This is a genomic window from Emticicia sp., from assembly GCF_049241225.1.
In the GTDB taxonomy this organism is placed as follows: domain Bacteria; phylum Bacteroidota; class Bacteroidia; order Cytophagales; family Spirosomataceae; genus Emticicia.
Genome location: NZ_JBMLRC010000380.1, coordinates 38,357 through 44,894 on the forward strand (window position 1 = coordinate 38,357; position 6,538 = coordinate 44,894).

8 protein-coding genes are annotated in these 6,538 nt (G+C 39.4%); 1 reads left to right on the forward strand and 7 read right to left on the reverse strand.

What is annotated here, in order from left to right; genetic code table 11:
* A partial coding sequence (locus ACOVO2_RS19950; protein WP_421771668.1) for a DUF2911 domain-containing protein occupies nucleotides 1-773 on the reverse strand: 773 nt, incomplete at its 3' end.
* A gap of 141 nt (nucleotides 774-914) precedes the next feature.
* Nucleotides 915-2,039, reverse strand: coding sequence for a Gfo/Idh/MocA family protein (locus tag ACOVO2_RS19955; protein WP_421771669.1), 1,125 nt, complete (start codon nucleotides 2,037-2,039; stop codon nucleotides 915-917).
* Nucleotides 2,040-2,152: 113 nt separating this feature from the next.
* On the opposite strand from ACOVO2_RS19955, the gene ACOVO2_RS19960 reads away from it, so the two are divergent.
* Nucleotides 2,153-3,820 carry a S41 family peptidase gene (locus tag ACOVO2_RS19960; protein WP_421771670.1) on the forward strand — a complete coding sequence of 556 codons (1,668 nt, stop codon included), beginning with the start codon at nucleotides 2,153-2,155 and terminating at the stop codon, nucleotides 3,818-3,820.
* A 55-nt stretch (nucleotides 3,821-3,875) separates the two neighbouring features.
* Here the strand turns inward: ACOVO2_RS19960 and ACOVO2_RS19965 are convergent, their stop codons facing one another.
* From ACOVO2_RS19965 to ACOVO2_RS19985, 5 genes are all read right to left on the reverse strand, one after another.
* Nucleotides 3,876-4,304 carry a hypothetical protein gene (locus ACOVO2_RS19965; protein ID WP_421771671.1) on the reverse strand — a complete coding sequence of 143 codons (429 nt, stop codon included), beginning with the start codon at nucleotides 4,302-4,304 and terminating at the stop codon, nucleotides 3,876-3,878.
* Nucleotides 4,305-4,458: 154 nt separating this feature from the next.
* Nucleotides 4,459-4,920, reverse strand: a complete 462-nt coding sequence (locus ACOVO2_RS19970) for a hypothetical protein (RefSeq protein ID WP_421771672.1) — start codon at nucleotides 4,918-4,920, stop codon at nucleotides 4,459-4,461.
* Nucleotides 4,921-4,973: 53 nt separating this feature from the next.
* Nucleotides 4,974-5,450 (reverse strand): MarR family winged helix-turn-helix transcriptional regulator, encoded by a 477-nt coding sequence (locus ACOVO2_RS19975; protein ID WP_421771673.1) that lies wholly within the window; start codon nucleotides 5,448-5,450, stop codon nucleotides 4,974-4,976.
* Between the two features lie 106 nt (nucleotides 5,451-5,556).
* Entirely contained in the window at nucleotides 5,557-6,081 is a 525-nt protein-coding gene (locus ACOVO2_RS19980; protein ID WP_421771674.1) for a DUF6702 family protein, read from the reverse strand.
* 44 nt (nucleotides 6,082-6,125) lie between these two features.
* Nucleotides 6,126-6,538 (reverse strand): site-2 protease family protein (locus ACOVO2_RS19985; protein ID WP_421771675.1); only part of this gene is annotated, 413 nt, incomplete at its 5' end.

Consider the following 6,538-nt stretch of genomic DNA (forward strand, 5'->3'; position numbering starts at 1 on the left):
GCTTTTGCTAACTCAATTCCTTTCATAGCTGTTGCTTTTGCAGCTACTTTATCACCCATTTTAGCTTGGATTTTTGCTTTCAAATGCACCATCCAATACGCACTTGGTTGAGCGTCGATAGCTTTATTTACCCACTCCAATGCTTTTGCCATATCTTTGCCATTATCGAAATAATAACTGGCTGCTGCAAAATACGGACGGTTGTCAACGTTCATCGCAGTATCAATTGATTTCATAATTTTGCTATCGATATCGGCTTCTACTGGAATACTCACCACCGTGTTTTCCCACATGATTTGGATATTTGCCGATGCAGCCATTACATCACCAATAATAATCGTGAAAGATTCGATATTCATTGGTAAAGTCATCGATTTTACTTTGAAACGAGCCACATCTTCTTCTTTTTTGTAGCCATTCAAACCACCGTTGTTTACACCTTTATTCAAGATGATTTCCCATTCACCAGCATTAGGAATTGAGTAAAGGGCATACGAACCTGCTTTTACGGCCACGCCACCAACTTTCACGTCTTCGCCGAAAGTCACTTTGGTTGCACCATTAGCACCCGTTCTCCACATAGCACCAAAAGGCACTAAATCACCAAAAATCTTACGACCTTTAGCCAATGGACGAGAATAGTTTACTTCGATTGATGAAAGTGCAAAATCTTGCTTGATAGTTTGGGTTGGACTCGGAGCTGGCGTTTTGATGCCTTGTGCCATTGCTCCCATTGATACAAAAAGAGAGAATAGTAAAACGATTTTTTTCATTTGTGTTTGATAGATTTTGTTTGAATACGTATAACGCTGAAAGTTGAAAAATGGTTTGATAAAATGCTTTTAGCGATTAGCTGTTAGCTATTGGCTTGAAGTTTTTTACCTTTGCTAATAGCTAAAAGCCAACAGCCCAATTTACACCAAACTAATACGTTTTCCAGTTTGAGCGGCTTCGTAGATGGCCATCAAGATTTTCATATCTCTTTTGCCTTCATCGCCGTCGATGTGTTTCGGAAATTTCCCTGTTTCAATCATTTCTTTACAAATTGCTTCCATCATCACGGTCTGATGATGCACTACTGGCAATTTCATTTCTCCGTCGTTGCTTCGGCCTTTGATTGGTCCATAACTATACGCAGGGCCCAGCTGCATCCAACCTTTATCGGCTGACACATAAAGTTGCTCAATATTTGATTTATACGAAGTAAAACCATTTACCATTGCCCCTCCAGGAAATTCCATTTGCCACGATACGCTTTCTTCTACATCTTTGAAACGCTCTTTGTCAGTAATTGGCCCAAACTGAGCAGTCACCCAAAGTGGCTCTTCGCCCGTTACGTAGCGAGATGCCTGTACGCAATAAATGCCCACATCCATCAATGGCCCACCACCTGCCAAAGCTTTTTTCAAACGCCATTGAGTTGGGTCGCCAATCGTAAAGCCAAAGTTAGTTTGCATGAATCGCACATTTCCTTTCTCTTTCTTCTGCCCTATTCGCATTACTTCTTGCGTAAATGGCTCAAAATGAAGTCTATAGCCCACGCCCAACTGCACGCCCGCATCCTTGCAGGCTTTTATCATGGCGTCGCATTCGGCTACCGAATTGGCCATTGGTTTTTCGCACATCACGTGCTTGCCTGCTTTTGCCGCACGAATTACAAATTCGGGGTGCATCGAGTTAGGTAACACCACATAGACAATATCAACCGATTTATTTTTAGCTATTTCATCGAAATTTTGATAATTATAAACGCTCTCTTTGGGCAAATTGTATTTCTTTGCCCATTCGTCAGCTTTAGCTGGTGTACCAGTAACGATAGCTGCTAAATAACAATTCTTGGCGTTTTCTAAGGCAACAGCCAATTGGTTTTTGGCATAACTACCCAAACCAACGAGTGCAACACCGAGTTTTTTATCATCCTTTGGAGCAGGGCCTTCTGGCACTGCCATTACTGATGGAACGGCAAAAGCAGCCGCAGTAGTGCCAAGACCGACACCAAGGTTTTGTAGAAACGAACGTCGAGATTGATTTTCAGACATTTCTTTAGTAAATTGGGGTTGAGAATAGAAATTTGTGCTATCGAATGTAATTTATTATCGTTAGAATCTGTTTCTAAAAGTACGAACTAATTTATTAAATCAAAACTATAAAAGTGGAAGAAAATAAAATTCAAAACAACCAAACAACGATTCGAACACCGATTGTGGTAGCAACCACACTCGTGGTGGGAATATTGATTGGGGCAACTTTTTTTGGCGGACGTCGAGTTGGCGGTGATATTTCTCGGAGTTCAAATAAATTTAAAGAAATTCTGACGTACATCAATCGTAGCTATGTCGATAGTGTTAATACCGATTCGTTGGTCGATTATTCGATTACAAAAATGCTCGAAAAACTCGACCCACACACCTATTATTTCCCGCCGCAAGAAGCCGACATTGCTCGCTCGCAACTCGAAAGTGGTTTTGATGGTATTGGTATTGAGTTCAATGTTTTTAACGATACACTCTATGTAGTTACGCCATTGGCAGGTGGCCCATCAGAAACCGTCGGCATTCAGAGCGGCGATGCGATTATCAAAGCAAATAATAATAAACTGACGGGAAAAGATGCCAATAGCACCAATATTTTTGCGAATCTGCGTGGAAAACGTGGCACTGAAGTAAAACTCGAAGTTAAGCGTAGAGGCTTCAAAGATTTGTTAAAGTTTACGGTAGTAAGAGATAAAATTGCTCAATATTCGATTGATGCCGCCTATCTGATGGAAGATAAAAAAACGGCTTACATCAAAATCAATCGTTTTACCGAAACTACCTACGATGAGTTTAAGCAACACATGACCGACCTCAAAAAACAAGGCATGAAACAATTATTGCTTGATTTGAGAGGAAACCCAGGTGGCTATATGGACAGAGCAACGGATATCGTTGATGAACTCGTAGGCGGAAAAGATGTGATTGTATATACTGATGGAAAAGATGCACGAAATAACCGAAAAACTTACGCAGGAAACGACGGAATGTTTGAAAAAGGAGCAATCGTGGTGATGGTCGATGAAGGAAGTGCTTCGGCATCTGAGATTCTTTCTGGGGCTTTGCAAGACTACGACCGTGCTTTGATTGTGGGTCGTCGTACATTCGGGAAAGGTTTGGTTCAGCAGCCGATTCAGCTTTCAGATGGCTCAGAGTTACGTCTAACTATTTCACGCTACTATATTCCGAGTGGGCGTAGTATTCAGAAGCCTTACGAAAAAGGTCATTTAGAAAATTACGAACACGAGTTAGACGAACGAGGAAAATCGGGTGAGTTTTTCATTGCTGATAGCATCAAGAATAATCCCAAAATGCGTTTCAAAACCAAAGGTGGCCGTACGGTTTATGGCGGTGGTGGCGTTACGCCCGATATTTTTGTGCCGAGAGATACAAGCCACATCACAAGATATTTGCTCGAACTTTACGGCAAAAATATCTTGCGTGAATATGCTCTCAGCTACGCAAATACTAATCGTAAAACACTTGAAAAGCAACCTTTTAATTCTTTCTTAAATAATTTCGTGATAAACGATGGGATGCTCGAAGAAGTGAAAAAATTGGCTAATAACTCAGAAATCAAATTTAATGCAGCTGAGTTTGGTCGCTCGAAAGAGTTTATCAAACTTCAAATCAAGGCAAATATTGCTCGACACATCTGGCAGAGAAACATGAAAAATGGCCTAAACAATGAGTTTTATCAAATCATTTATAGCCAAGACCCAATTCTGACTACGGCTATGAAGCAATTTAGTAAGGCTGAAAAATTGGAGAAAGAGAAGAAATTATAAAATACACACGACGGCAGCGTTTCAAACGCTGCCGTCGTTATTTTATTCTTAACTTTTATTCAAAAACATAATTCTTAATTACATCTCCTGTTCCTACATCAGAGTAAACGCCTTCGTGCAGGAATTTTATTCCTTTTACGGTTAGTTGACACTTATCTCCAGCCAATATCAACAAGGCGAGTGGAGCAAGGCTTCCTTTACCTTCGGCAAGCACCAAACCTGCTATTTTTTTATCATTTCGGATAAGATTAACCTCAACTTCACTAATCAAAAAAGTCAGATTTGGCATTTTTTGCTTCTGCTCACCTTGCAAAATAGCTTTAACTTCAAGAAGCGTATCAGACTTTGAAATCGTTTTTTTGTTGTCTGCAAGTTTTTCATTGAAGAAAAACGAGACGGCCGGACGGGGAATAAATGGAAGTTTTTGCTGTGAAAATGCACAAAAACTCAAGAGGGAAATCGTTAGGGTAGCAAAAGTTTTCATTATAAATTACTGTTGTATGTTCACACAAGTAGTCCACAATCAATAGTCGATAGTCAATAAAATTGCTACCCAAAGCTATTATAAACAACCAAAATAGTCGTTTACAACTTTAATTGAAACATACTTAAATTTACAAACGACAGTAAAATATAGTTTATTGCTTTTTCTTGCCTAAAACGTAGCCTAAGCCTAAATTGGCTCTAAAAACACCTAAATCAAAATCTTTATTGGCATAAGGCGAAAGCTCAAAAACGACCTGTAATCTTGGAATTTTCTGAACTGGCGATGCACGCACACCAAAGTTCAAACTGTAACCTTCCAACGGAGATTGTTTGGAAGCATCGGGGTTTAGATAATTCAAGAAATTAGCTTTTACTCCTGCACCTACGTAGAATTTTGCTCGCTCTGATTTATTGAGATTAAACATCGGAGAGATTTCGGTACTTAATGATGAAAAATAAGAATTCATCTGAAACCTAAAATCAGCCCAAACAACTTTGTTGGGATTTGTGGCTATCGAAAATACAGAGTTGAATGGGTAATATGTAAATGCTTGAGCTTGTGAAAGTTGAGCAATTGATACAAAAGCAAAAATCAAAAGTAGTTTTTTGTGCATATTTGAGTTGGGTTTCTTGCTACAAAGCTACAAGAAAATATAATTAGAAGGCTTTACTTAAGCAGTATTTCGTTTTCTAAGATTAAGTTTTCTTTTGTTTTGCTATTTTCTTCATCAACAATTCGGTTGATTTCTTTAATTACTTCAAAAAAAACGGCCAATTTCTCAGCAGGAATTTGCTCTTGAATCATCTTATTGAAAATGATTACTCCTTCACGCGAAAAACTTCTTTTTTTGCGTCCTTCTTCGGTCAAAAACACTCTTACGAAACGCTTATCATCGGGGTCAATTTCACGATAAATCCAGCCTTTTTCTTCGAGGGTTTTTAGCATTCTGGTTAGGCTTCGAGGTTCCATTCCAATCGAAGGCCCAATTTTGGTAGCGGGTGTACCTTTCTCTGAGTCAATATTGAGCAATACATAGCCAATCGCCATCGTCATATCGTTGGGATTTGCGTAAGCATTATACATTCTCGAAATTGAATGCCATGCCCATTTTATGTAAAAATCTATTGTTTTTTCCTTTTTCATTGGTGTTTCTTGCGTTCGAACCTACACAAAAGTAACAAAAAAAACAGTATGCAGGCATACTGTTCTGTGATTTTTTCTACTAAAACTTTATATTTTCACATGATTGCTATTCAATCTCGGCAATTTTGGTTTTTGCATTGAAAACATAGGTTTTCTTTCCACCTGGTTGAATGAAATTTACGAGGTTGGTTTGGTCATCAAAAAGCTCCTGCATGATATTATTGTAGAGGATATTTCCTTTAAAATCCTGTGCATTAGGTATTTCGACGTACACCCAAGTAGCATCACCTTCGGTTTCTTTTCCAAGTACGTTCATTGCTCTCTTTTGCTTTTGGGATACCAAAACTGCAAAGTGCTGCTGTACGTATTTATTCAAGATGGCTTCGCTGTTATCATTTTTACCGCCAATCATCACTTTCTGCCCGTTATTGGCTTTTGTCAAGGCCGTTTCCAAATCATCAGTAAACATTCGGATGCTTATCTCCAACGATTTCTCTTGGGCATTATACTGAATTTCGGTTAAAGATGTATGATAGGCGTGAGCAGCCGCCCCCGATGGGGGAGCTTTTTCTACTTCCCTAACAGAAAGTAGATTTATCAAAGCAAAAAATGCCAAAAATATCTTTATCATTTTAGAAAATCGTATAATGACTCCCCCATCGGGGGGCAGGGGGGCTACTTAAACAAAGCCTTAAAGGTATCATTGAACAACACAAGTACCATCAATGTCAATAAGATGAATGTACCTACTTGCTGAGTACGCTCCATGAATTTCTCAGATGGCTTGCGGCGTGTAATCATTTCGTAAAGTAATACTAAAACGTGTCCACCATCGAGGGCAGGAATTGGCAAGGCATTCATAAATGCCAAACCCATTGATAATAAACCCGTTAAGCCCCAGAATCTTTCCCAATCCCACGATTTGCCGTACATTTGAGCCAAACCAACTGGGCCACTTACGGCATTTCCTGCCGAAATATGTCCTTTGAAGATACGTCCAAAACCTTGAATCTGATTCGGAATTACCGAAAGTGCATCTTTCGCTCCTGTGATGAATGACTCACCAAACGAAAGTGTGCGTTTGCTTG